The organism is Kitasatospora sp. NPDC003701 (genome assembly GCF_053587085.1).
In genome coordinates this window covers 36,286-57,757 of record NZ_JBSFNM010000029.1, presented here as the reverse complement: position 1 = coordinate 57,757, position 21,472 = coordinate 36,286, and the positions used below count along the sequence as shown (strand labels likewise).

The 21,472-nt window shown below is 73.4% G+C and carries 22 protein-coding genes and 1 pseudogene; 8 read left to right on the top strand and 15 right to left on the bottom strand.

The window, feature by feature from the left end:
* Positions 1-38 precede the first annotated feature (38 nt).
* Positions 39-1,052: an AraC family transcriptional regulator gene (locus ACWDRR_RS25260; RefSeq protein ID WP_449774483.1), complete on the bottom strand. Its 1,014-nt coding sequence runs from the start codon at positions 1,050-1,052 to the stop codon at positions 39-41.
* A 124-nt stretch (positions 1,053-1,176) separates the two neighbouring features.
* On the opposite strand from ACWDRR_RS25260, the gene ACWDRR_RS25255 reads away from it, so the two are divergent.
* A complete protein-coding gene (locus ACWDRR_RS25255) occupies positions 1,177-1,677 on the top strand; it encodes an anthrone oxygenase family protein (protein ID WP_449774482.1) in 501 nt (166 codons plus the stop codon).
* A 90-nt stretch (positions 1,678-1,767) separates the two neighbouring features.
* Here the strand turns inward: ACWDRR_RS25255 and ACWDRR_RS25250 are convergent, their stop codons facing one another.
* From ACWDRR_RS25250 to ACWDRR_RS25230, 5 genes are all read right to left on the bottom strand, one after another.
* The gene (locus tag ACWDRR_RS25250; protein ID WP_449774481.1) at positions 1,768-2,124 is read right to left on the bottom strand and encodes a hypothetical protein; all 357 of its coding nucleotides are present in this window, start codon (positions 2,122-2,124) and stop codon (positions 1,768-1,770) included.
* Positions 2,125-2,305: 181 nt separating this feature from the next.
* Positions 2,306-2,980: an anthrone oxygenase family protein gene (locus ACWDRR_RS25245; RefSeq protein WP_449774480.1), complete on the bottom strand. Its 675-nt coding sequence runs from the start codon at positions 2,978-2,980 to the stop codon at positions 2,306-2,308.
* Positions 2,981-3,133: 153 nt separating this feature from the next.
* Positions 3,134-4,717 carry an MFS transporter gene (locus ACWDRR_RS25240; RefSeq protein WP_449774479.1) on the bottom strand — a complete coding sequence of 528 codons (1,584 nt, stop codon included), beginning with the start codon at positions 4,715-4,717 and terminating at the stop codon, positions 3,134-3,136.
* 286 nt (positions 4,718-5,003) lie between these two features.
* The gene (locus ACWDRR_RS25235) at positions 5,004-5,819 is read right to left on the bottom strand and encodes a GNAT family N-acetyltransferase (RefSeq protein WP_449774478.1); all 816 of its coding nucleotides are present in this window, start codon (positions 5,817-5,819) and stop codon (positions 5,004-5,006) included.
* 181 nt (positions 5,820-6,000) lie between these two features.
* On the bottom strand, positions 6,001-6,756 hold the full coding sequence (locus ACWDRR_RS25230; RefSeq protein WP_449774477.1) for a putative protein N(5)-glutamine methyltransferase: 756 nt from the start codon (positions 6,754-6,756) through the stop codon (positions 6,001-6,003).
* Between the two features lie 295 nt (positions 6,757-7,051).
* Here ACWDRR_RS25230 and ACWDRR_RS25225 point away from each other — a divergent pair, with 295 nt between their 5' ends.
* Positions 7,052-7,717, top strand: coding sequence for an HAD-IA family hydrolase (locus ACWDRR_RS25225; protein WP_449774476.1), 666 nt, complete (start codon positions 7,052-7,054; stop codon positions 7,715-7,717).
* Positions 7,718-7,871: 154 nt separating this feature from the next.
* Here the strand turns inward: ACWDRR_RS25225 and ACWDRR_RS25220 are convergent, their stop codons facing one another.
* From ACWDRR_RS25220 to ACWDRR_RS25200, 5 genes are all read right to left on the bottom strand, one after another.
* Positions 7,872-8,525 (bottom strand): hypothetical protein, encoded by a 654-nt coding sequence (locus ACWDRR_RS25220; protein ID WP_449774475.1) that lies wholly within the window; start codon positions 8,523-8,525, stop codon positions 7,872-7,874.
* A 203-nt stretch (positions 8,526-8,728) separates the two neighbouring features.
* A complete protein-coding gene (gene ligA, locus ACWDRR_RS25215) occupies positions 8,729-10,798 on the bottom strand; it encodes an NAD-dependent DNA ligase LigA (RefSeq protein WP_449774474.1) in 2,070 nt (689 codons plus the stop codon).
* 130 nt (positions 10,799-10,928) lie between these two features.
* Entirely contained in the window at positions 10,929-11,567 is a 639-nt protein-coding gene (locus ACWDRR_RS25210) for a ScbR family autoregulator-binding transcription factor (RefSeq protein WP_449774473.1), read from the bottom strand.
* 479 nt (positions 11,568-12,046) lie between these two features.
* On the bottom strand, positions 12,047-12,721 hold the full coding sequence (locus tag ACWDRR_RS25205) for a ScbR family autoregulator-binding transcription factor (protein ID WP_449774472.1): 675 nt from the start codon (positions 12,719-12,721) through the stop codon (positions 12,047-12,049).
* Positions 12,722-12,899: 178 nt separating this feature from the next.
* Positions 12,900-13,472, bottom strand: a complete 573-nt coding sequence (locus ACWDRR_RS25200) for a winged helix-turn-helix transcriptional regulator (protein WP_449774471.1) — start codon at positions 13,470-13,472, stop codon at positions 12,900-12,902.
* Positions 13,473-13,631: 159 nt separating this feature from the next.
* Here ACWDRR_RS25200 and ACWDRR_RS25195 point away from each other — a divergent pair, with 159 nt between their 5' ends.
* The 4 genes and pseudogenes from ACWDRR_RS25195 to ACWDRR_RS25180 all read left to right on the top strand — a co-directional run.
* Positions 13,632-13,991 (top strand): nuclear transport factor 2 family protein, encoded by a 360-nt coding sequence (locus ACWDRR_RS25195; RefSeq protein ID WP_449774470.1) that lies wholly within the window; start codon positions 13,632-13,634, stop codon positions 13,989-13,991.
* Positions 13,992-14,405: 414 nt separating this feature from the next.
* On the top strand, positions 14,406-14,963 hold the full coding sequence (locus ACWDRR_RS25190) for a YceI family protein (RefSeq protein WP_449774469.1): 558 nt from the start codon (positions 14,406-14,408) through the stop codon (positions 14,961-14,963).
* A 168-nt stretch (positions 14,964-15,131) separates the two neighbouring features.
* Positions 15,132-15,602, top strand: a complete 471-nt coding sequence (locus ACWDRR_RS25185) for an ArsR/SmtB family transcription factor (RefSeq protein WP_449774468.1) — start codon at positions 15,132-15,134, stop codon at positions 15,600-15,602.
* Positions 15,599-16,096, top strand: a pseudogene (locus ACWDRR_RS25180) (SRPBCC family protein); the annotation flags it as partial. The gene ACWDRR_RS25185 and the pseudogene ACWDRR_RS25180, both read left to right, overlap by 4 nt.
* A gap of 61 nt (positions 16,097-16,157) precedes the next feature.
* Here ACWDRR_RS25180 and ACWDRR_RS25175 read toward each other — a convergent pair.
* Positions 16,158-16,562: a RidA family protein gene (locus ACWDRR_RS25175; RefSeq protein ID WP_449774467.1), complete on the bottom strand. Its 405-nt coding sequence runs from the start codon at positions 16,560-16,562 to the stop codon at positions 16,158-16,160.
* Positions 16,563-16,774: 212 nt separating this feature from the next.
* Between ACWDRR_RS25175 and ACWDRR_RS25170 the strand changes: the two genes are divergently transcribed.
* Positions 16,775-17,368, top strand: a complete 594-nt coding sequence (locus tag ACWDRR_RS25170) for a C40 family peptidase (protein ID WP_449774466.1) — start codon at positions 16,775-16,777, stop codon at positions 17,366-17,368.
* A 61-nt stretch (positions 17,369-17,429) separates the two neighbouring features.
* Here ACWDRR_RS25170 and ACWDRR_RS25165 read toward each other — a convergent pair whose 3' ends face one another.
* The gene (locus ACWDRR_RS25165) at positions 17,430-17,882 is read right to left on the bottom strand and encodes a MarR family winged helix-turn-helix transcriptional regulator (protein WP_449774465.1); all 453 of its coding nucleotides are present in this window, start codon (positions 17,880-17,882) and stop codon (positions 17,430-17,432) included.
* A gap of 80 nt (positions 17,883-17,962) precedes the next feature.
* Here ACWDRR_RS25165 and ACWDRR_RS25160 point away from each other — a divergent pair, with 80 nt between their 5' ends.
* Complete coding sequence (locus ACWDRR_RS25160) at positions 17,963-18,370, top strand: VOC family protein (protein WP_449774464.1); 408 nt, start codon at positions 17,963-17,965, stop codon at positions 18,368-18,370.
* Between the two features lie 69 nt (positions 18,371-18,439).
* Here ACWDRR_RS25160 and thrS read toward each other — a convergent pair whose 3' ends face one another.
* Together thrS and ACWDRR_RS25150 are read right to left on the bottom strand one after the other, a co-directional pair.
* Positions 18,440-19,723: a threonine--tRNA ligase gene (gene thrS, locus ACWDRR_RS25155; RefSeq protein ID WP_449774513.1), complete on the bottom strand. Its 1,284-nt coding sequence runs from the start codon at positions 19,721-19,723 to the stop codon at positions 18,440-18,442.
* A 964-nt stretch (positions 19,724-20,687) separates the two neighbouring features.
* The gene (locus ACWDRR_RS25150) at positions 20,688-21,221 is read right to left on the bottom strand and encodes an RICIN domain-containing protein (RefSeq protein ID WP_449774463.1); all 534 of its coding nucleotides are present in this window, start codon (positions 21,219-21,221) and stop codon (positions 20,688-20,690) included.
* Positions 21,222-21,472: the final 251 nt, after the last annotated feature.

Sequence of the window (21,472 nt, the reverse complement as noted above, 5' to 3'; positions counted from 1 at the left end):
GGGCTCGTACGCCTCGCCCCCGGGACGAGGCCGGCCGGTCAGCCGGACAGCACCACCGTGGTCGCGGCGGGTGCCGGAGCGGCGGCGGGGGCCGGTGCGGCGCCGGCCCGCCGCCGGTGCTCCTGCGGGGTCAGCCCGCGAACCCGCTTGAAGGCGGTGCTGAGGGCGAAGGCGTTGCTGTAGCCGACCCGGCGGGCCACCGAGGCGACGGTGTACTCGGGGTCCCGGAACAGATCGGCGGCCAACGCCAGCCGCCAGGTGGCGAGGTACGCCATCGGCGGCTCGCCGACCAGGGCGGTGAAGCGGCGGGCCAGGCCCGCCCGGGAGACGCCGACCTCGGTGGCCAGCGCGGCCACCGTCCAGGCGCGGGCCGGGTCGTCGTGCAGCAGGCGCAGGGCCGGGCCGACCACGCCGTCGTGCTGGGCCAGGTACCAGGCGGGGGCGCCGCTGTCCGGGGCCGTCAGCCAGCTGCGCAGCACCCCGACGACCAGCAGGTCCAACAGGCGGTCCAGGACCAGCTCCTGACCGGGCTCGTCCCGGGACATCTCGGCGGTCAGCAGGCGGACCAGGGTGTCCTCGGTCGCTTCGGCGCCCCGCCCGGCCGGGCGGACCAGGAGTGCGGGCAGATGGGCCAACAGCCGCCGGCCGATCTCGTGTTCGGCCTGGTAGGTGCCCGAGAGCAGCACGGCGGAGTCCTCGTCACCGGGCCGGACCTCGCCCCAGGTGCGCAGGCCCAGGGACATCGAGGCCGCCACGTCGACGCCGTCGCGCGAGCAGACCTGGCCCGGGCCGATCACCACCTGGACCGGGGTGTCGGGGGCGTCGGCCACGGTGTAGGGCTCCGGGCCGCGCAGGACGGCGACGTCGCCGGGGCTCAGCCGGACCGGTGCGCCCCCGTCGGGCAGGATCCAGGCGTCGCCCCGGACCGGGGTGACCACCGACAGCGGGGCACCGTCCTCGATCCGCAGGGACCACGGCGGACTGAGGACCGAACGCAGCAGGAACGCCCCGCGCGCCTTCGGCCCGTCCAGCAGCCCCGTGAGAGTGTCCATGGGGCAAGAGTAGACGCGTGGACATGGATTGACACCACGTCATTTGAGAGAGTCGTGACCGGGACGGAGCAGGCGGTGCCCGACCCGCGCGGCCACGCCGCCGGACGGAAAGAGGGATGAGCCGATGGAACTGGCACGCGTGATCGCACTCGTGGCCGCCACGATCACCACCGGACTGAGCGCGGGCCTGTTCTACGCCTACGCCTGCTCGGTGATGCCGGGGCTGCGCGGGACGGAGGACCGGACGTTCATCGACGTCATGCAGCGCATCAACGTGGCCATCCTGAACGGCTGGTTCCTGTTCGGGTTCGTCGGGGCGCTGCTCTGTACAGGCGTGGCGGTGGCACTGCACCTGCCGTCCGACGGGCAGCACGTGCTGCCGGCCGTGGTCGCGGCGCTGGTCTGCTACACGGCGGCCCTGGTGGTGACCCGGAAGATCAACATCCCGCTGAACGACGCCCTGGCCGCCGCCGGGGAGCCCGGGCGGATCCCGGACCCCGCCGCGGTGCGCGGGCGGTTCGAGGCACGCTGGGTGCGCTGGAACGTCGCGCGGGCGCTGCTCTGCACCGCCGCGCTCGGCTGCCTCTGCTGGGCCCTGGTGCTGCACGGCGACGCGACCGGCTGAGCCGGGGGCCCGGCACCGGTCCGGGCCCCCTGACACCGACGCCTCGCAAGGGCTCCACGCCCCGCGATCCACCGACGCCCCCGGCCGCGATCAGCGTGCGGCCGGGGGCGTCGGTGGATTCCTGCGCAGCGGGGCGATCTCGCGGTCCAGCGTGGCGACGTCCAGCGCGATGCGCCGGGCGATGTCGCGCGGGCCGGCCTCGGCGGGCAGCCGGCGGCTCCAGGAACGGGCCCGGGCCGGGCCGTCGTGGGCCATGTGGAAGTTCAACCGCAGCCCGCCGCCCAGATCGACCAGGCTGATCAGGAAATGGGTGTCGGACAGGTCGATGGTGACATCGTTGCCGATGCACGAACAGCCGACGAGATCGCCGATCTCCTCCTCCGCAAGGTACTTGGCGAGCTGGATGGCCTTCCCCTCGACACGGAACGGTCGCAGTGCGGGACTCACGATGGCTGTCGCCTCTTCCCCGGTGCTCGCTGGACTCCTGCCGGTTCCGACATGATTCTAGAACCGCCGACAGCGGCCAAGTCACCGGCATCACAACGGACTTGGCCGACAGCACGAGGGGCGCAGAGGGCGCACGCCGAAGGGGCCCGCCGCAGGGCGGCGGGCCCCTCGTCGCCAGGGTTCAGGACGTCCGGAATCCGGCGGCGACCGTCCGCGATGCGGCGCGGCCGTGCAGGAGCAGGGCGCGGACCAGCGCGGCCAGGCCGGCCGTGCAGAGCAGGGTGCGCACCAGGTTGCCAGCCGTCCAGGTGCTCTCGAAAGCGGCCCGTACGGCGGCGAAGTCCTGGATCTGCGTGGGATCGCCGGCCCGGGCGAGTTCGCTGTTGAGCGGGAGGTTGACGGCCGCGGTGACGACCAGCGCACCGAGGTACAGCAGGGTCGCGGCGGCGGCCCAGATCGCGACGGTGCGCCGCCCCGCCCGGTACTGGAGGAACGCCGCGAGGCCGGTGGCCACGAGCGCGCCGACGAAGACGAGGCCGAAGACCCCGTTCTCGATCGCCTTGTTGATGTGCTGCATCGCGGTCACATAGGTGCGGTCGTCGCCGTCGGCCAGGCCCGGCATGACGGACACGTCGAAGGCGAAGAAGAGCCCGGCCATCAGGCCCGTCGCCACGGTGCCGACGGCCAGCAGCGGACCGGCGGCCCGGCTCCCGCGGCCGCCGGAAGGGGCGGGGGCGACCGCGGGGGCGGGGGCGGTGAGGGTGGTCGGGTCGGGACGCATCGGGGCTCCTTCGGCGGGGGTGCGGGGCAGCCGAGCCTGCCGGGTGGTTCCGGTGCCCTGCGCGTCGGCTGTCATGACACCCAGTCAAGCCCGCCCCGACCCGAGGGGCCATCGTCGCCGAGCTCAGTTCCATGTCCGCGCGTCCACCGGGCGTCGCCGCTCCGTCCGGCGGGACGGCCGATTCGCCGACTCGGGCGGGTGCGGCGGACAGTGGGGCCCGCCCGTCCGCTACCGCTTCTCCACCGGGTCCTCGGGCATCGCCGACGGCTCCCGGTGCCCCGCCCGTTGCCGCCACACCAGCGGCAGGGCCAGCGCCGCCACGACCGCGAGCAGGCCGGCCAGGCCGATCGCGCGGCCGGTGCCGACCGCCTCGACGTCGCGGAAGGCGGCGTTGATCGCGTCCGCCGTCGACTGGTCGACCGAGGCGAGGATCTGGTCGGCGAGCTTGGAGTCCGTGACGGCGTTCCCCAGTTGCTGGGCGTCGGCCTCCGACAGCCCGGCCGCCAGCGCCCGGTTGACCGCCTGGTTGGTCTCCACGGCCTGTTGGACGGCCACCATCACGGCGACGCCGAAGGCGCCGCCCAGCATGCTGGTGACCTTGAACATCCCGGAGGCCGTCCCGGCCAGCTCCTCCGGCGGTCCGGCCACGGCGGTGTCGGACAGCGGCACGGACATCAGCCCGAGGCCGGCGCCGAGCACCAGCAGCCCGGCGGCCAGGACCGCGTAGTGGTAGGCGTCGCCGATCACGGCCGCCACCAGGGTGCCGATGCCCAGCAGGAACAGGCCGACGGCCACCGGTAGCCGCGCCCCGCGCCGGGCCGCCACCCGCCCGCCGAACGGGTTGAACAGCAGGATGGTCACCGTGGAGGGCAGCAACAGCAGCCCGGCCGCGACCGGACCGTAGCCGCGGACCTCCTGGAGGTAGAGCGTGAGCAGGAAACTCACCCCGGCGAAGACGATGTTCATCACGGAGTTCGCCGCGAGCGCCCCGTCGAACGGCCGCGAGGCGAACAGTCGCAGGTCCAGCAGCGGATCCCTGACCCGCCGCTCCACCAGGACGAACAGCACCGCCAGCACGACGGACCCGACCAGCAGACCGATGATCACCGGGTCGGTGAAGCCGTCCTCCTGGCCGGCCGTGCACCCGTAGAGCAGGCAGAACGCGGCCGTGGCACTGATCACCAGACCGACGAGGTCGATGTGCCGGGTGGCGTTCGGATCGGTGGACTCCACCGCCGACCGGCGCACCAGCCACCAGGCGACCACGGCCAGCGGAGCGTTGATCCAGAAGATCGACCGCCAGCCGGCCAGGCCGGTCAGCACCCCGCCGACGGCCGGTCCGGCGGCCTGGCCGACCCAGGCGACCGCCATCCAGGCCCCGAACGCACGCGGCTGCTCCCGCACGGGGAACATCGGCGGGATCAGCGCCAGCGTGGCGGGCAGGATCAGCGCCGCGCCGACGCCCATCGCGGCCCGTCCGGCGATCATCCCCGACACCCCCGGTGTGAACGCCGCCAACAACGAGATCGCGCCCAGGACCACCAGGCCGATCTCCAGCATGCGCTTGCGCCCGAACACGTCGCCCAGCTTCCCGGCCGCGAGCACCAGGGCGCCGGTGGAGAGGCTGAAGGCGTTGTTGGCCCACTGCAGGGCGGGCAGCGAGACCGACAGCTCGTCCGAGATCGTCGGGACCGCGACCCCGAAGTCGGCGAACGACAGCCAGACCATGCCGGCCGCGACGCACATACCGGTCATCGCCGTCCACCGCCGCGGGGAGTACCCCGCGTCCGGCGCCCCGGCCGTTCCGGTCATGGGTCCGCTCCCTCCTGCGCCCGGCCCCGTGCCGAACGGACCAGCCCACTATCCGGGCGAACCGGCACCGGCCCGGCCCTCACACGCCGCGCATCCCCCGAACGGCCCCCGGACCACGCGGCGACGGGGCCTCGCGGCGGCGGGGGCGGACCGTGGCGGTGCGGTCCGCCCGGCACAGTCCGACACCGGGCACGGTCCGACGCCGGGCGGCTTCGGCTCCGACCGGTACGTGGCGGCGGCGGTCCGCCGGGCGCCCGCCCGGGTCCGGACCTGCCGGCCGGGCGGGTCAGGACCGCGAGCGCTGCTCGTACTGGTAGGGCGTCATGGTGGTCAGGACGGCGAAGCCGAGGCGTTCCAGGATGGGGCGGCTCTGGTCGGAGGCGTCGACCCGGAGGTACTGGTAGCCGAGGCCGGCGGCGATCCGGGCCCGGTGCGCGACCAGCGCTCGGTAGACGCCGCGGCCGCGCCAGGCGGTCAGCGTCCCGCCGCCCCAGAGCCCCGCGAAGCCCGTACCGGGGTGCAGTTCCATCCGCGCCGAGCTCACCGGGGTCTCGCGGCCCTCGTGGTGGGCGACGGCGAGGTGGACCTTGAAGGTGTCCGGGCTCTCCTCCAGCTGCGCCAGGATGCGGCGGCCCAGCCGGGTGCCGTCGGTGCCGAACGCCTCCTCGTGGACGGCGACGACTTGGGCGACGCCCGCCTCGTCGGTGACCTCGCGCAGCTCGATACCCGCCGGCTCCCCCGTACCGGCCATCCGGCGGGTGAGGTCGGCGATGTCGGCGACCATGAGGGTCTCCGGCTCGTCCGGGGTGAACCCGGCGGCGGTCAGCCGGTCGCCGAGGTCGGCCGGGCGGTCGTGGCCGTACACCGTCCACTCGAAGTCCTGGCCGAGTCCGGCGTAGTGGCGGACCTGCTCGGCGATCACCTCGTCGGCGACGGCGGCGTCGAGGTCCGACCAGATGATGCCGTTCCAGACGCTGTCGGGGCCGCTCTGCCGGACGACGGCCGGGGTGTGCTCGATCCGGGCGGCAGGGGTCTCGCCCCCGGCGCCGCGGCGCATCCGGGAGTCGAGGAGGGCCAGCAGCGTTTCATGATCCGTACTCATGCCGGGTACTCCACCATCCCCGGGAGCAGCGGGGCAATCGGAATTCCGGGGTGCGCGGCCGGGGCCCGCGCGGCCGGATGCCCGGAGGGCGTGCCTCGGGCACCCGGCCGTCGCCCGCCTGCGGTCGGGCGCGGCCGCAGGCGGGCGACGGTCAGCGCGGCCAGCGGTCAGCGGTCAGCGGTCAGCGGCGGGTCGCGGTCACCACGGTCGCGTCGCGGTCGGCGCACGAGGAGAGCGCGCCGTCCAGCCCGGCCGCGCCGACGACGGCGAGCGCCTCGGGCACCTGGCGCTCACTGGTCTCGAAGAACAGCGCCCCGCCCGGGGCCAGCCACCGGGGCGCCTCCCCCGCGACCCGGCGCAGCACGTCCAGCCCGTCGGCGCCGCCGTCCAGGGCCGGGCGTGCCTCGTGCACGCGGGCCTCGGTGGGGAGCAGGGCGATGTCGGCGGTCGGCACGTAGGGCACGTTCGCGAGCAGGACGTCGACCCGGCCGCGCAGGGTGGCGGGCAGCGGCTCGAACAGGTCGCCCTCGAACACCCGGCCGCCGGCGGCGGCGAGGTTGCGGCGCGCGCACCGGACGGCGGCCGCGTCGACGTCCGCCGCGTACACCTCCACCGGGTGCGGGGTCGCCGCCGCGAGGGCTGCGGCCAGGGCGCCGCTTCCGCAGCAGAGGTCGACGACCAGGGCGTGCGCGGGCGTCAGCCCGAGCGCCGTCTCGACCAGGAACTCGCTGCGGCGCCTGGGGACGAAGACACCCGCGTCCACGGAGATCCGCAGGCCCCCGAACTCCGCCCAGCCGACCACGTGCTCCAACGGGTGGCCCTGGGCCCGGGAGCGCACCATCGCGGCGAGCTCCGCGGGAGTGGTGGCGGCATCGAGCAGGATGCGCGCCTCGTCCTCGGCGAACACACAACCGGCCGCCCGGAGGCGGGAGGTCACCGAGGAACGCAGCAGCGCAGAAGAGAAAACAGACAAAAGAACCCCATCAAGAAAGCAGGCGAAGGATCAATCCGCCAGGGCTCCCCGAGAGGGACCGTCGCCGTACCGGCAGAGCGCCACTACGCGCTCGGCGCCACGCCTTCACAGCCGTTCCCGGGGAGCACCCGCTCCGTCGTACCGGTAATGGGTCTCACCTCCCGAGGTTCGTGGTCCTATTCGGCGCCGCCACCCTACCGCACCCTCCGGACCCGGAAGGCACCGGCGGCGCGCCCTCCGCCGGTGGTATTCAGGTGTGATGACGACCTCGACCATGACGGGCAAACCCCCCTTCGACGCCGTGCTGTGCGACATCGACGGCGTGCTCCGCTTCTTCGACCACCATGAGGTGACCCGCCTCGAACACGCCGCCGGGCTGCCGCAGGGCCGGACCGCCGAGCTGGCGTTCGCCGGGGACGCCGGAACGGCGCTGGTCCTCGGCGGGCTCTCCCGCAGCGAGTGGGCCGGGGCCATCGCCCGCGACCTCGCCGCCACCGGCCTGCCGGCGGAGCCGGCCCGGGAGCTCGCCGCCGCGTTCACGCACGCACCGGCCCGCGCGGACGCCGCCGTCGTCGACCTGCTCCGCCGGGCCCGGGAGCGCTGCTCCGTCCTGCTCGTCACCAACGCCACCGCGTGGCTGGAGGAGGACCTGGCCGCGCTCGGGCTCGCCGACCTCGCCGAGGGCGTGATCAACAGCACCCGGGTCGGTGCGGCCAAGCCCGATCGGCGGATCTACGAGGTCGCGGCGGAGCGCGCCCGGGCGACACCCGGCCGCTGCCTCTTCGTCGACGACCGCCCGGAGAACGTCGAGGCGGCCGCCCGGCTCGGGATGACCGGGCTGCTCTACCGCGAGCCCGCCGACCTTCGCCGGGCACTGGCCCCGCTCCTCGACGGCCCGCACTCCGGTGACCCGCACAGCGGATGATTCTCGACCGGCCGGCCGCCGCTCAGGCGAGGTGGTCCGCCTGGACACGGACGAGCAGGCCTTGCCGCCGGCCCACTCGATCAGCCCCTTCAGCGCGTTGCGGGAGAGCTCGCCCAGCGGGCCGGTCGGACCGTCCGGGCCGCACATGACGTGGTCATCCGTAGGTGTAGCCGACCTCGGCCAGGTCGCGGTAGTCGGGGGAACGCTGCCGCAGCTCATGCACGTGCTCCACCAACTCGTCCGTGTACTCGAAGAACTCCCCGCCCCGCCGCAGGTGATGGAATTGGAGATGCCGCTGGTTCTCCTCGTAGGAGCCTCCCGGCTCCGCGACGAGCAGCTGCGGCTTCTCACCGAACGGTCGCAGCTCGCCGGACTGGAACCTCTGGCGGCAGTCGGTCGAGGTGCCGATCTTGATGCGATCCAGCCGGTTACGCCAAGTCACGTAATAGACGACGCCGTTGCTGTGGAGATGCTCGGCGGCCGGGTCGTAGACCAGGTTGGTCAGGGCGCGCGGTCGGCCGATCACACCCCTGGCGCTCGCCTGCTTCCGCGCCGCCCTGGTCGTGTTCTTCACGTGCTGTATCACCATCTCCGCCGCCAGCTCGGCGCGATGCCGATCGCACAGAGCGACGCCGGCCGGGTGGAACTCGGCCCCGTGTGGGCAGCCCAGTGATGCACAGACCGTCGACGGAGCCTCGGGCACCCTGCCGAACTTCGCCGCATGAGCAGCGCACAGCGGCACATCGAACAGATACTCCGTCGCCTGGTCGAAGCAGCGCAGAGCGGAGCACCGGGTGTACGCGGACATGGCGGAACCTACCTGTGCCGGAAGAGACTTGATCGGTCATCAGAACGTAGCAGCAGGCGGCACTCCCAGGTCTCCGGGGCCTGCGGGACAGCGACGTCACCATGAGCCTCCGAGCGGCGCCCGGAAGCCGATCCGGTCGATCGCGGCGAACACGTCGCCGATCACCCGTCCCCTGGCACCGGAGAGGTGTGAGCGGCCGCCACTCAGGCGAGGTGGTCCGCGACCAGGGTGGCGAACTCCTCCGGGGTGAGGATCCGGATGCCGAGCTCCTCGGCCTTGGCCCGCTTGGAGCCGGCCTTCTCCCCGGCGACCAGCAGGGTGGTCCGCTTGGAGACGGACGAGGAGGCCTTGCCGCCGGCCCGCTCGATCAGCTCGTTCACCGCGTTGCGGGAGAGCTCGGCCAGCGGGCCGGTCATGGCGCCGGTGACGACGACGCTCTCACCGGCCAGCGGGCCGGCCGCCGCACCGGCCGCCTCGGCCTGCTCCCCGGTCCCGTCGGCGGAGGCGGCGGGCGCGGTCGGCACGGTGACGGCGGTGCCGACGCCCAGGGCTGCCAGCCGGTCCAACAGCGTCGCCACCTCGGCGAGTTCGGCGACGATGACGGTGGCCTTCTCGGCGCCGATGCCGTCCACCCCGGCGAGCGCCTCGGCGTCGGCGGCGCGGATCGCGGCCATGCTGCCGAAGTGCGCGGCGATCCGGCGCGACATCGTCCGCCCGGTACCGCGGATGCCGAGCGCGCAGAAGACCCGGTTCAGCGGCTGGGTACGGGCGGTCCCGATCGCCGCGAGCAGGTTGTCCGCGCTGGTGTCGCCCATCCGCTCCAGGGTGAGGAGCTGCTCCTTGGTGAGCGTGAAGAGGTCGGCGAGGTCACCGACCAGCCCGGCCTCGACGAGCTGGACGGCGCGGGTGCCGCCCAGGCCCTCGACGTCCAGCTGGTCGCGCCCGGCGGCGTAGATGATCGAGGCGACGGCCTGGCAGGCGCGGCCGCGCACGCAGCGCCAGCGCTGCTCGGAGGTGTCGATGGCGTCACCGCAGCGCGGGCACGCCTCGGGGAAGGCGATCAGCTGCTCGGCACCGGTGCGCTCGTCCACCAGCGGGGCCTCGACCCGCGGGATGACGTCGCCCGCGCGGTAGACGAACACCTGGTCGCCGATCATCAGGCCCCGGCGCTCGATGTCGGCCGGGTTGTGCAGGGTGGCGTAGGTGACGGTGACACCGTCGATGACCACCGGCTCCAGGACGGCGCGGGGCGCGATGATGCCCGTCCGGCCGACGTTCCACTCCACTCCGAGCAGCCGGGTGACCTTGTGCTGGGCCTGGAGCTTGCGGGCGATCGCCCAGCGCGGGGCGCGCGAGCCGGAGCCGGCCTGCTCCTGGTCGGCGGCGGAGTCGGCCTTGACGACCACGCCGTCGATGCCGAACGGCAGGGCCGCGCGCAGGGCCGCGATCTCGTCGACGCGCTGCCCGACCTCGGCGATCGTGGCGCAGCGCTGCGGGTGGGCCGCGGTGGTGGCCGCGGTGTTGGCGCCGAGCGCGGCGAGGCGGTCCAGCAGGTCGCCGTGCCCGAGGCCGGGCAGGCCGATGGCGCCGTAGGCGAAGAAGGTGAGCTCGACGCGGTACGCGCGGTCCTTGGCCCGCAGGGTGCCGGCCGCGCCGCTGCGGGGGTGCGCGAACGGGGTCGCGCCGTGCTCGGTGCGGACGGCGTTGGCGTGGTCGAACTGCTCCTGGGTGAGCAGGACTTCGCCGCGCAGCTCGATGTCCAGCGGTTCGGCGAGCCGGGCGGGCAGGCCGAGCACCGCGTCGGCGGCGTGGGTGATGTCCTCACCGGCGAGGCCGTCGCCGCGGGTCAGCACCTGGGTGAGGCGGCCGGCCCGGTACCGCGCGGCGATCGCCAGACCGTCCAGCTTCGGCTCGACGCACCAGCCGGTCACCGGCCGGCCCAGGCGGCGCTCCAGGCCCTCCGCCCAGGCCTCCAGCTCCGCCGCGGAGAAGACGTTGTCGAGCGAGAGCATCGGCACCGAGTGCGGGACGTCCCCGACCGCCGCGCCGCCGGCCACCTTGCCGGTCGGGGAGTCCGGGAGCACCTCCTGCGGGTGCTCGCGCTCGTACGCCTCGATGGCGCGCACCAGGGCGTCGTACTCGTCGTCGCCGAGCGGGGTGGCACCGTCGGCGTAGTACGCCGCGGCGGCCCGTACGGCCGTGGAGACGGCATCGGCGTAGGCGTCCGGAGATGCCAGGGCAACGGGAGAGGCCTTGGTGGCTGCGTCGTTCATACCGCCATCATGGATCCTGGCACTGACATTCGACCGGTGAGCGCGGGCCGCCTCCCCCTCCTGCACCGGGCCGCCCGGCCGGACGTCCGTCCAGCCGGGCGGACGCCGAAGCCCGCCGGGCAGCCCGTGCTCAGCCGGCCGGCGGTGCCACCGTCCGGTAGGAGCCGACCGCCTCGGCGGGGACGAGGCAGGGCAGCAGCCAGTCCCAGAACGCCTGCAGCCGCTCGGCCAGCTCCTCCCGGCCGCGCGCCGCGCCGCCCAGCACCTCCAGCCCGCACGCGGCGGCCACCAGCAGGGACTCCGGGCCCACCCCGCCCGAGCGCTCGCGCAGTTCTCCCGCCTTGCGCGCGCCCGCCAGCAGCTCCCGGACGGCGCCCGCCCAGACCCCCTGGAAGCCCCGGACCCCGACGACCGGCCCGCCCGCGCCCTGCCAGGCCCCGTCCTCGCGGCCCAGCCGGAACGCCGCCCGCACCACCGCGTCCGACTCCAGCGCCGCCACCAGCCAGTACCCCGCGTCGATCAGCGCCTGGACCGACGAGGTCTCCGCCCGCAGCGCGCAGCAGGCGGTCCGCAGCGCCCGCTCGGCGTGCTCCACCACCGCCCGTGCCAGCTCCTCCTTCGAACTGAAGTGGAAGTACAGCGCGCCCTTCGTCACCCCCGCCGCCGCGGCGATGTCCGCCAGCGTCGCGCCCGCGTAGCCGGACCGGTCGAACAGCTCCGCCCCTGCCGCGACCAGACGCCCGCGCGTCCGCTCCGATCTCTCCTGCACCAACCGGCCCTCCACTCCTCATCCTCACGCCCGCACACGCCAGGACCTCCACGGCGACCTCCGCCGTTCGTCACCGCTCCGCGGGGGCCGACCGGGGTCGGCACCGGGCCGTTGCCGCGCCGCCGGTGGAACGATCCCGTTCCCCCGCGGCTCCACGGCCGGCCGTGCCGATCGGTCGAACTCCCGCGCGTCGACGATGCCGTGACTGATGGTCACCAGGTAACCCCTCCGGTGATCTGCCGACGCATCCTTGGCACATTGGTTTGCCGGGCCGGTCGGTCCGGCGGCCGATCCGGTGGGCGCGCAGGTCCCGGCGCATCGTCCGGGGCGCCCGGGCGACGATCCCCGTGCGGACACCCCGCGCGCACCGGGCCGCCAGAAACGGGATGAGCGGTTTGTTCTTTGCCAAACCGGACGCGCTGTACGGTTCTGACCGGCGGCGGTGCCCTTGATCGGGAGCCGCCGACCGGGGCGCGGAGTCAGTGGGTGACGAGCCCCGCCACCGCGCGTTCGTCCCCGGCCCGGTCGGCGGCAGCGCGGGCCGCGGCCACCTCGGCGACCACCCGCGCACCCCGGTCGGCGCCCATCTCCAGCGAGGCCAGCACGCCCGGCACGGCCACGCTCGGCAGCAGGTGCTGGAAGAGGGCGGCGACCCGTCGTTCCAGGTCCGTCCGGCCGGAGAGCTTCTGCGACTGGATCTGCACGCCCGACCAGGCCGCCGTCACCAGCCAGGCGGTGTCGGCCGGCACGACGTGCGGCAGCAGTTCGCCCCGCTCCCCCGCGCCGGTGAGGAGCGCCTCGAACCGGGCGATCCACCCGGGGACGGCGCCGCCGCCCAAGTCCCCGAGGCCGTCCTGGCCCAACGACAGCCGGGCGCCCGCACTCAGCACCGTGTCACGCGGCATCAGATGCGCCACCACCATGCCGGTGTCGACGAACTCCTGGAGTCTGCAGGCCCGTTCGGGCACGGCGTCGTGGGCGAACTGCTCCTCCACCACCCCCTGTGCGAGGTCCCGCTTGGACGCGAAGTGGAAGTAGACCGCCCCCCGGGTGACGCCGGCGCGGGCCACCACCTCGCCGATCGTCGCCGCCTCGTACCCGCACTCGTCGAAGACCGATGCCGCCGCCTCCAGAATCAGCCGGCGCGTCCGCACCGCCCGCTCCTGCCGCACCACACGACCACCCCGCCCACCGCACCGATTGAACAAAACCAGACAGCCCGTATCTTAACCGGCGCTGATTCGCGTACCGAACATGCTGTTTTGGGTGGTGTCACGACCGGGCGGAGGGCGGCTGAGCGGGGCGGGCCGAGGCCGGCCGGTCGCGTGCGCCCTACGCCTCCTGCCCCGAAGCCTCCGAGACGTCCGAGACGTCCGAGACATCCGAGGCGTCCGAGAGCTGCGACGCCTCGGGGGTCACCGGTCGCGCCGCATAGCGGTTCCGCATGGCGGCGCCGGCCGCGGGGCCGGCCGTGAAGACGTACGCGTCGCTGTCGTCGAGCCGGCGGCCGGTCCTGGCGTCGACGACGACGGGTTCGACCTCCTCCCCGCTGTGCGCGTCGACGAGGATCATGCTGCGCTCCGCCGGCGCGAGGCGGGAGTTGCCCCAGGCGGCCAGGGCGACGATCACCGGCCGGAGCGAGTGCCCGAGCGCGGTCAGCACGTACTCGTGGCGGACGGGGTTGGCCTGGTAGGGCCGGCGCTCCAGCAGCCCGTCATTGACGAGGGTCTTCAGCCGGGTGGTGAGCATGCTGGAGGAGATGCCCAGGCTCTCCTGGAACTGGTCGAAGCGCGTGTAGCCGTCGAAGGCGTCATGGAGGATCAGCAAGGTCCACCATTCGCCGACGTGCTCCACCGTCGTGGAGAGCGGGCACTCCCGGTCCTCCAGCCTGATCCGGCTTGCCACGGTGACCGTCCTCTCGGTTACTGCTAAAGTCGAAGTTAGTAGCTTCTATTTTAGCAGTTTCAATGTCCGGCAGTACCGACGCGGGGCGATGCCCTGCCCGCCCCCATCCGGGAACAGCACCCGCCCCCGTCCGCACCCGACACCACCGTGAGGACCGTCATGTACGACAGCCAGCCCCGGACCATCACCCCGGACGCCCTGCCCCGGGTGATCACGCGCTACCTGGACGCGCACCGCGCCCACGACACCGCCTCCGCCGTCGCCGCGTTCACCCGCGACGCCACGGTGGTCGACGACGGGAACAGCTACGAGGGCGCCGCCGCGATCGAGCGGTGGCTCGATCGGGCCGCGACCGAGTTCACGTACACCATCCGCCTCACCGGCGCCCAGCAGGCCGACCCGTCCCACTACGTCGCCACGCACCACCTCGAAGGCGACTTCCCCGGCGGCACCGTCGATCTGCACTACCGGTTCGCGCTCCGCGACGACCTCATCGAACGCCTCGTCATCGAGCCCTGAGCCGGACCTGCGCTCAGATGGTTCCTGAACGTCAGGAATAACTGTACGAACGGGACTTTGGGGGACGGCCGGGCGACGACCAGGTCGAGCGCGGGAGGTGCCGAAGAGCCGCCGACCGTGGACGGGTCGTGGTACGAGAGGGTGGCCGGGGCGTCGGCGGGCGCTGCGGGGAACCGGACGCCCCTGAAGGCCGCGGCCCGACCCGCCCGTGCATTCCTCCCTCCGTGCGTTCGCGCGTGCGTGGGCGTGCGTGCGTGCATCCGTCCGGGTGAGCACGGCGTGCGACACCGGGAGGGAGCGCCTAGCGTGGCCCGGGGCACCACCGCCCGGCCCGCCGCCTCCCCCGGGCAGGCACGGCCGGCGCCGCGGGGCTCCGACCTCCGGCTCCGCATCCGTCCCCCTCAGGAGATTCCCGTGACCACGACGACCCCGCTGTCCGATCTCACCGGCGACTACGTCCTGGACCCGGCGCACACCCGGATCGGCTTCGTGGCACGCCACGCCATGGTGACGAAGGTGCGCGGCGCGTTCACCACCATCGAGGGCACCGCCCACCTCGACGGCACCGACCCGAGCCGCTCCACCGCCCAGGTGTCGATCACCTCCGAGAGCATCGACACCGGCAATGAGCAGCGCGACGGTCACCTGCGCACCAACGACTTCCTCGACGCGCCGAACCACCCGAAGATCACCTTCGCCTCGACGGGTGTCGAACAGCTGAGCAGCACCGAGTACCGGGTCAGCGGCGATCTGACCATCAAGGGCACCGCCCGGCCGATCACCATCGACTTCGAGTACACCGGCAACGCCCGCGACCCCTACGGCAACCTCCGGGTCGGCCTGGAGGGGTCGGTCACCATCAGCCGGAAGGACTACGGCATCACCTGGAACGCCGCCCTCGAAGGCGGCGGCGTCCTGGTCGGCGACAAGGTCGTGCTGGAGTTCGACATCTCCGCGATCAAGCAGGAGTGACGGCCGGACAGGAGTGCCCCCGGGCCTGTGGCGGAGACCCGCCACAGGCCCTCGGCATGCCCGGGACGGCGGACGCCAGGCGAACTCAACCAATCGGTTGAACAAGGCCCCCGAGCGGCGTAGCCTTGTACTCAACCAAACGGTTGCGAAGAGAAGCAGAGGTGCGCGATGGCCGCCGACCAGCTGTCCAGGGCGTTCGTCGCCCTGGCCGACCCGACCCGGCGCGACATCGTCGCCCGGCTCTCCGTGCGCGACGCCGGCGTCGGCGAACTCGCCGAGTCCTACGCCATGTCGATGCAGGCCGTCTCCAAGCACCTCAAGGTGCTGGAGGAGGCCGGGCTGGTGAGCCGCAGCCGGGACGCGCAGCGCCGGCCGTGCCACCTCGAACCCCGGGTGCTCGACCTCATGACGGTCTGGATCGAGCGGTACCGCCGGCAGGCCGAGGAGCGGTTCGACCGCCTGGACGCCGTCCTCGCGGCAATGGACGGCGAGCGGGACGAGACCGACCCACGGGACGAGACCGGCGGACGGGACAGGACCGACGCGCAGGACAGGACCGACGCGCGGAACGAGACCGGCGAGCGCCCGGGATCCACCGGACCGGACGCACCCGAGCAGAACGAAGGAGCAACGTCATGACCACCACCGACGACCGCCGGACCCGCATCGAGGCGGACCCGGCACTTCCCGTCATCCGCATCGTCCGCGAGTTCGACGCCCCGCCGGCCCGGGTGTTCCGCGCCTGGACCGAGCCCGAGCTGGTCGCGCAGTGGCTCGGCCCCAAGAACCGCGTGATGAGGATCGACGTCTGGGACGCCCGCACCGGCGGCAGCTACCGCTACTCGGCGCTGGCCGAGGAGGGCGGCACGGACGGGGAGGGACAGGCGGGCGAGGTGATCGCCTCCTTCTACGGCTCCTTCCACGAGGTCCGCCCGAACACCCGGCTCGTCCAGACCTTCACCTTCGAGGGCGTACCGGACGGCGTCTCCCTGGAGACCGTGGTCTTCGAACCGGTCGGCGAAGGCCGCACCCGGGTCAGCTCGCTCTCCCTCGTCGACAACCTGGCCACCCGCGACGCGATCATGGCCAGTGGGATGGACCGCGGCGTGATCGAGGGCTACGAGCAGCTCGACGCGCTCCTCGGCGCCGGCTGCCCCGGGCCCGCCCTGCGGGGCTCCGCGTGCCAGGACGCGGTCAGGAGAGCACCGCCACCGCCTCGACCTCGACGAGCTGGTCGGAGTAGCCCAGCACCGCGACGCCGAGCAGGGTGCTGGGCACGTCGTGGCTCCCCAGGTACGAGCGATAGACCTCCCACGCCTTCACCAGGTCGGCCTGGTCGGAGGAGGCGACGTACACGGTCGTCCGGACGAGGTCGGTCAGCGCGGCGCCCTCGTCCTCCAGCACCGTGATCAGATTGCGCATCACCTGGTGGGCCTGGCCCTCGAAGTCGCCCACCGCGACCGTCCGGCCCTCGGCGTCGAGCGGGCAGGCGCCCGCCAGCCAGAGCGAGCGGACCGGCGCGTCCACGGATGCGGCGTAGGCGTAGTCCACCGCCTGGGTGAGGCGGTGGTTGCGGATCAGCCGGACGGTACCGCTCATGGGGGCTCCGTAGGTCGAACGGGTGTTTCCCCTCATCGTCGGCACCCTGCTGATCACACGTCAAACCATTTGCCGGCCAACGGCGCTCGACGTCTCTCCCCGCGCCGCCCGCGCCCCTGCGCCCCCGCACTCCCGGTTCACCGTTGCGGGTGATGGCGGGTCGCGTCATCCGCCCCCGATCCTGGTACTCCACCGAGAAGAGGAGGTCCGCCATGGTGCTGCGACTGCCGGGCCGGGGTGTCGGCCGCCGCCACGTCCTGGGGCTGGCGCTGGGCGCGGGCGTCGTACCGGTGCTGGCGACCGCCGCGGCACGGGCGGCGCCGGCCGCGGCGCCGCCCGCCACCCTGGGCCGCCGGGTCGCCGAGGTGGCGGCCGCGCAGATCGGCGTCCCGTACGCCTGGGGCGGCGGTGACCGGCTGGGCGCGAGCATCGGCTTCTGCGACGAGGAGAACGGCTACCTGGACGGCGAGTGCCTCGGCGAGCACACCGTCGGCTTCGACTGCAGCGGGCTCGCCCTCTACAGCTGGTACCGGGCCAGCGACGGCACCGTCGACCTCGCCCACTACACCGTCGCGCAGTACCACCGCTCCGCCCCGGTCGCCCGGGCCGACCTGCTCCCCGGCGACCTGCTCTTCTTCTCGCGCCCGGGCGCGCCACTGCACCACGTCGGCGTCCACGCGGGCGATGGCGCGATGATCCACGCCGAGCGCACCGGCACCCTCGTCACCCGCCTCCCGGGCGTGTTCGAAGACCCGCGCTGGGCCGCCGAGTTCGCCGGTGCCCGGCGCCCGCAGGCGCTCGGCTGACCGACCGTCGCCCGGGCCGCCTCAGCGCGTCTCGGGCCACCTCGGGCCACCTCGGGCCACCTCAGGGCGCTCCCGGCAGGTCGTGGTGGACGCGGCGGAGCAAGTCGTGCAGGGTGCGGCGCTCCTGCGCGTCGAGCGGGGCGAGGATCTCGTCCTGCACCTCGCGGGCCTGGGCGTCCAGCTCGGCCAGGGCCGCCCGGCCGGTCGCGGTGATGCTGACCGAGACGCGCCGGCGGTCCGCCGTGTCGCGCACGCGCTCGACGCAGCCGGCGGCGGCCAGCCGGTCGGCGGCCTTGGCCATGTCGCTCGGGTCCACGCCGAGCCGCCGGACCAGGTCCCGCTGGGCGTGCGGCCCGAAGTCGGCCAGCGCGGCGAGCACCGCCATGTCCCAGAGCCGCAGGCCGCGTTCGGCCAGCCGTTCGGCCAGCCGGCTCCGGGCGGTCCGGCCGACCCGGGAGAGCAGGTAGGTGCTGAGGTCCAGCAGCGTGGGCGGGGTGGAGCTCTCGTCGGTCACGGGAGAAGTCTAGGGTCTGGTCCTATAGTGGGTGCCCACCTACTAATATCCGGTGATCGCCCCCGAGCCCAGGAGCCCTTGTGGACACCCCGTACAACCGCCTGCTCGTCTCCCGCTTCGCCGAGTGCTTCGGCTTCTACCGGGCGGTCCTGCCGCGCCTCACCGGCGCCGTCCTGGCCAAGGGCGAACCTGCGGGCCCGTACGCCAACTGGGAGGTCGACGACCGGGCCGTGCTCGCGCTGTACGACCGCGCGATGATGGCCGCCGCCCTGGGCACCGACGGGCTCCCGGCCCGGCCGCCGGCCGCCCAGGACGGCGCGATGCTGGTCTTCCGCGTCGACGACGTGGACGGCGCGCTCGCCTTCTGCCTCGGGCACGGCGGCACCCCGGTGAGCGGGCCCACCGACCGCCCCGAGTGGGGCCCGAACCTGCGCAGCGCCCATCTGCGCGACCCCGACGGCCACCTGATCGAGCTGCAGTCCTACTGACCGCCGGCGCCGGATGCCCCCGACGGCCCCGACGCCCCGGGCGGGCCGGGCCCGGGGCGTCGGGGCGCCCTACTCCCCGGCCGGCGCCGCCGCCTCCCACAGCTGGGCGGCGAACGCCCCGACCAGGGCCCCGATCCGGGCCAGCGCCTCCTCGGCCGGCATGGGGTCGAGCCTGCGCCCGTCGCGCAGCCGCAGGGCCACCCGCTCGTCCGCCGCCTCCCTGGGCCCGATCACCGCCTGGTACGGGACCAGCCGGGCCTCCCGGATCCGCGCGCCCAGACTGCCGTGCTCGGGCCCGGCGACCTCGGCCCGCAGCCCCTGGTCGAGACAGCGCCTCCGCAGCTGCTCGGCCCGGGCGACCTCACCCTCGGAGACGGGCAGCAGGACCAGCTGGGTGGGCGCCAGCCAGGCTGGGAACGCACCGCCGTACAGCTCGATCAGATGCGCGACGACCCGCTCGACGCTGCCGATCACACTGCGGTGGACCATCACCGGCCGGTGCTTGGCCCCGTCGGCGCCGATGTAGTGCAGGCCGAACCGCTCCGGCTGGTGGAAGTCGATCTGCACGGTGGAGAGGGTGGACTCGCGCCCGGCGGCGTCGGCGATCTGGACGTCGATCTTCGGCCCGTAGAACGCCGCCTCCCCCTCGGCCGCCTCGAACGGCACCCCGGAGCGCTCCAGCACCTCGGTCAGCAGCGCGGTGGCCCGCTGCCAGAGCGCCGGGTCGGCCACGTACTTCCCGCCCTCGCCGGGCAGCGAGAGGCGGTAGCGGACGGGCCGGATCCCGAGCGCGCGATGCGCCTCGCGGATCAGCTCCAGCGCGGCCACCGCCTCGTCGGCGGCCTGCTCGGGGGTGCAGAAGATGTGCGCGTCGTTCAGCTGGATCGCCCGGACCCGGGTGAGCCCGCCCAGCACACCGGACAGCTCGGAGCGGTACATGCCGCCCAACTCCGCCATGCGCAGGGGGAGTTCGCGGTAACTGCGGGCCCGGGAGCGGTAGATCAGCGCATGGTGCGGACAGAGGCTGGGGCGCAGCACGACCTGCTCGGCCCCCAGGTCCATCGGCGGGAACATGTCGTCCCGGTAGTGCGACCAGTGGCCGGAGATCTCGTACAGCTCACGTTTGCCGAGCACCGGCGAGTACACATGGCGGTAGCCGGCCCGCTGCTCGCGCCCTCGGACGAACTCCTCCAGGGCGTGCCGGACGGCGGCACCGTCGGGCAGCCAGTACGGCAGACCGGCGCCCATCAGCGGGTCGGTGTCGAAGAGGTCGAGTTCGCGGCCGAGCCGGCGGTGGTCGTTCATGGTGGCGGTCTCCACTCGATTCTGCGGGGTGACGCCTGCGGTGGGGATCCGCAGGCGGCGCTCCGGGCCGAGCGGGCCGGGTACGACGAAGCCCCGGGGCGCTCGGCCCCGGGGCTTCGGACTAGGTCAGCAGTCAGCGCACCGGGACTCTCTCCGGCGTCGTCGTCAGGACGGCTGCAGCGCGCTTCATGTCTCCGACGGTAACAGGGCGACGACGCGTCCGGCGAGCGCTTTTCGCGGGGCCGGCGGGGGCGCGCTGTGCGGGCGGCGGGATCCGAACGGTTACCCGTGGGCGGCGATCCGCACCCTCGACCGCTCGGTGCACATCGTCGTCACCTCGTCCGCCCCACCGTCCACGAGGTCATCGGCCTGTGCACCGCCCTCGCCCCTGCCACCGCAGCCCTCGAGCTCTCCGACCGCCTCGCCGACATCTGACCCGCCGCCGCAGAAGGCCAGCCCCACCGGGTGGCGTTCGCTGCGTGTTCGGCTTCCCGGAACAAGGTGTCGGGCCGGCAGTTCACCGGGACAGCCACCCGTCCCTTCGCCGCGGAGGCTCCTCGATGCCGACGTCCAGCACCTCGTCGTTCCCCACCGCCCCGCGACACGCCGCTCCGCCGGACCATGACCGGCTCGGCACCTACTTGACCTGGCGCAGCACCTGACGCACGTCCGCCGGGACGGTCGCGGCCGGGACACGGGCGGTCAGGTCACTGCGTTCCGGGCGGTCGGGTCACTGCGGTTCCGGGCGGATTCCGGCACCGAACCGAGCGCTCGATCGTTCGCCCCGGCGCCGGTGGGTACCGGCACCGGGGCGAACACCGCAGACCGTGGCGACGGCGACGGCGGCAACCGGAAGGAGACGGCCAGGGCAGGACCCACAAGGGCGCCACCACGTCGGGGGCCGTTCGACCTGCTGCCGTCAGCACCGTCCTCGCGCCCCGTGGGGGCCCGGTACGAGGGCCTCAGCCCTCCGCTTCACCCCCGAGGCACTCGATCCTGCGATGGCCCGGAATCAAGCCGCCCAGATCTGGTCGGCAAAGTCGTTGCAGGGGTACTGCATCGCGGCGGTACCCACGGTGGTGCCCTGTGCGGTCAGGCACATGCCGCTGTTGACATTCCTGTACCGCACCGCTCCGTTGTGAAACGGAACAAGCTCGGCACTCCACAGCTGGTCCCTGAGGTCGGTGCAGTTGTAGATGAATGCCGTGCTGTTCTCGGCACCGCCCTGTACTGTCAGGCAACCCGTTCCGTACGTATTCTTGAAATACTTGTTGCGGATCACGCCCGTGTTGCCCGCCTGGGGCACGGCCCAACTCTGGTCGTCGAAAGGGTTGCACTGGACGAGGGTCGCCGTCGAGCCGTAGGCACCGTTCGCCGGAACAGCCAAACACCTCCCCTGACCGACCCACGTCGAGAGGTAGTGAATGCCCGGAGGGTCGATGACACTGTCGGGAGCGCCACCCACCGCCGCCGCCGGTGCCACGGGAGCGAGAAGGCCTCCGACAATTGCCGGAAATGCGATCAGGCCAAGAATCTTCTTGCGCACAAAATCCCCCTTTTGTGACAGGAGAGACACTCCGCTCCCCCCGGGAATCAGGCTAGCAAGCCGCTCTTCCGAACGGAAGATTGCACACGTCCCGCATCGGTTGATTCAGGTCGTATGTCTCGCAATGTCACGCGAGTCCGTCCCGCTACCTGCCACGGCAATTGACCCTGATTTCCTTGGTCTTCCCGCGAAACCGCGGCCGAGCGTTCACTGGACCGACCTCGGCCTCCCCGGGACACCGCCCGGTACGA

Coding starts and splice junctions, on each gene's coding strand:
- ACWDRR_RS25260 (WP_449774483.1), bottom strand. CDS start 1,052: ATGGACACTCTCACGGGGCTGCTGGACGGGCCGAAGGCGCGCGGGGCG.
- ACWDRR_RS25255 (WP_449774482.1), top strand. CDS start 1,177: ATGGAACTGGCACGCGTGATCGCACTCGTGGCCGCCACGATCACCACC.
- ACWDRR_RS25245 (WP_449774480.1), bottom strand. CDS start 2,980: ATGACAGCCGACGCGCAGGGCACCGGAACCACCCGGCAGGCTCGGCTG.
- ACWDRR_RS25240 (WP_449774479.1), bottom strand. CDS start 4,717: ATGACCGGAACGGCCGGGGCGCCGGACGCGGGGTACTCCCCGCGGCGG.
- ACWDRR_RS25235 (WP_449774478.1), bottom strand. CDS start 5,819: ATGAGTACGGATCATGAAACGCTGCTGGCCCTCCTCGACTCCCGGATG.
- ACWDRR_RS25225 (WP_449774476.1), top strand. CDS start 7,052: ATGACGACCTCGACCATGACGGGCAAACCCCCCTTCGACGCCGTGCTG.
- ACWDRR_RS25220 (WP_449774475.1), bottom strand. CDS start 8,525: ATGTCCGCGTACACCCGGTGCTCCGCTCTGCGCTGCTTCGACCAGGCG.
- ligA (WP_449774474.1), bottom strand. CDS start 10,798: ATGAACGACGCAGCCACCAAGGCCTCTCCCGTTGCCCTGGCATCTCCG.
- ACWDRR_RS25195 (WP_449774470.1), top strand. CDS start 13,632: ATGTACGACAGCCAGCCCCGGACCATCACCCCGGACGCCCTGCCCCGG.
- ACWDRR_RS25185 (WP_449774468.1), top strand. CDS start 15,132: ATGGCCGCCGACCAGCTGTCCAGGGCGTTCGTCGCCCTGGCCGACCCG.
- ACWDRR_RS25175 (WP_449774467.1), bottom strand. CDS start 16,562: ATGAGCGGTACCGTCCGGCTGATCCGCAACCACCGCCTCACCCAGGCG.
- ACWDRR_RS25170 (WP_449774466.1), top strand. CDS start 16,775: ATGGTGCTGCGACTGCCGGGCCGGGGTGTCGGCCGCCGCCACGTCCTG.